Source organism: Hydrocoleum sp. CS-953 (assembly GCF_002260545.1).
Lineage (GTDB): Bacteria > Cyanobacteriota > Cyanobacteriia > Cyanobacteriales > Microcoleaceae > Trichodesmium.
In genome coordinates this window covers 1-2,646 of record NZ_LGSU01000289.1, presented here as the reverse complement: position 1 = coordinate 2,646, position 2,646 = coordinate 1, and the positions used below count along the sequence as shown (strand labels likewise).

Sequence of the window (2,646 nt, the reverse complement as noted above, 5' to 3'; positions counted from 1 at the left end):
CATCCGCATATCCTTGCCCAAAATCCGAGTCTATCTCTCCGATTTCTTCCCCAAAATAAGCCTCCAAATAAGACTTTAATTCCTCCTCGTTAGGCACTTCTCCCAAAGTATGCAAACCAGAAGAAAATAATCTTTGTTCTACAACCTGCAAATATTCGTAAATTTCGAAAAAATAAGGATTAACCACATCTGCACTAAACATTCGCGCATTTTCCGCAGTAAATTCAATTCCTAATTTTTTGCCATACTCAAACGGACAATCTGAATTTAAACCAGTATCAAAAATCTTCTTAAAAATTGGTTCCCGTAACCCCGAATTTTTCTGAGGATCTTCTCTATATTCAGAAATTAACTCTCGTAAACTCACCAATTCTTTATACAAACCTGCCCGACTGTATGGAGGAATATTATGGGAAATTAAAACGCCATAACCCCGACGTTTTGCCAACATAGATTCTGAAGGATTATTAGCAGCATATATATATAGATGTGGCATATTTCCTAACAGAATATCTGACCAAGAATAGCCAGTATTTCCCAAGGGTGAACCGGGCAACCATTCCACAGTTCCGTGCATTCCAAAGTGAACAATTGCATCAGCTTTAAATTCATTTTGGAGCCATTTATAAAAAGCAGCATATTGGGGATGGGGTGTTAAATCTCTTTCAAACATTAAGCGCATGGGGTCACCAGAAATTCCCAGTGGAGGTTGTACTCCTATCCAAACATTTCCTAATTGAATTCCGCCAATATGGAATTTTTCACCATCGGTTTTTATGCCTGTGCGGGTGAGATTTCCCCATTGTTTTTCCATGCGAGTTGTTGATAGATATCCTAACCATTTTTCGAGACTTTTAATATCAACTTTAGATAAGTCTGGTTTTTGTATTGCCTCATCTGCTTCTTTAATTTGACGAATCAGCTCTTCCCCATCTTCTGGAATTTCCCCAACGTTGTAACCTTCCTCTTTCAGAGCGTGGAGAAATTTTAGGAGCGATCGCGGTACATTTAATAAAGCTGCTGTACCTGTAGCACCATAACCGGGAGGAAAACCATAGAGAATAACAGCAATTTTTCTTTCTGCGGGTGGTGTCTGACGCAGTTTTATCCAATTTTTCACCCTACCCGTCAGACGTTTCACCCGTTCGGGAATCAAATAAATATCTTCTCCGACTAAACCACCTAGAGGAACAGGATCGATCGCTCCATCTAATTCTGGTAGTGCATATAATACCACACTTTGCAAACCGCCCACACCTTGGCGCGTCCAAGAATAGATATCTTGAATGAGTAAAGGTGCTGCCACAAAATAGGGAACATTTTTGGCAGTGAGAATGCGTTGAGAAACTTCCACCTGTCGTCCTGCTTCCATGGAACCCGCTGGCCCCCCAACTAACGGAAAACCAATAGTTGAAACGACTGCATCAACTTCCACTGCTTCGGGAGATAGGGGAAGTATTGGTTTAACAGAATCTAACTTTTGACTTTTGACTTTTGACTTGAAATCTAGTGAGGGCGAATGCCATTCGCCCCTACCTCTGTGGTTTTCAAGGTTAATTTGCGTAAGTCCTGTTTCAGGAGAATCATACTTTTGACTTTCATAACTGCTCGTCATCCAATCTCTGACAGCAACATGACCTTCGACTCCGTTAATAAATACAGGTAGAGGTGTTAAACCTGCATCTTCAAATTTGCGGATAAGTTTGGGAATGTATGGTTGTTTGGTAATGACGTGCTTGCGGTAAAGCAAAATTCCCACAACTGGAGTCGTGGAAGTTTGTTTCTGTTGGCGATACCATTCCAGATATTTTTTGGGAGACTCAAAATAACCTTGGTAGTCTGGATGCAGTAAACCCATATTGGGAGTTTCCACTGGTGGAGGTATTTCCCCGACTTTTAAGTTTAAATATTTTTCTGCCAACACCCAAGACATAGCAGCAACGTTTTCTGTACCGCCTGCATTCCAATAACCGTAAATTATCAACCAGTTGCGGAGGTCTTGCACTTTTTTCACTGGTACAAACTTGAGTAATTTCGGACCTGTTTTCAGGAAACTGATATAACCTGCGAGTTTGTCTTCCTCTCTCCCACTGGAAAATTTACTGAGAATAAATTTGACTGGTTTTGGCATTCCTTTCGGTTGGTCGCCGATCACAAATTTTCCCAATTTTGTTAATGCCATCAATTCTAATGCTGACTCAAAAACGAGACGGATGGGAATATGTTCTACTCTTTCGCGCAACCATAAAACTTGGTCGTAGTCAAAAAGGAGACTACCGAAAAACACATCAGCATTTTCGAGAGCGGTGGCGACAGTTTCCGGTTGTTGGGAAAGGGCGCGATCGCTAAATACTTGGATATCTAAATCTGGACATCGGGAAGTTGCCATTTGAGCAGCTTGGCGATATAGTCCAGTATTAAAAGATTCAAAACCTGCGATTAAGACAATACGTTTCATGGCCTAATTTTTATAAAAGTTACTATACTATTAGGGTAGCGAAAAAAGACTAATTATTGTCACAGCAATCCTAAATAGGTTGTAAGATTTCATCGTAGGGGTTTAGAGACTAAACCCAAGGAAAATGAGATTTGGAGACCAAACCCCTACACTTTTTCTCTCAAGTCATTTAGGATTAGTATATAATT

The 2,646-nt window shown here is 40.4% G+C and carries 1 protein-coding gene; it reads right to left on the bottom strand.

Annotated features, from left to right (window positions below; genetic code table 11):
• On the bottom strand, positions 1-2,458 hold a 2,458-nt coding region (gene bchH, locus AFK68_RS02625; protein ID WP_094671401.1), incomplete at its 3' end, for a magnesium chelatase subunit H.
• Positions 2,459-2,646: the final 188 nt, after the last annotated feature.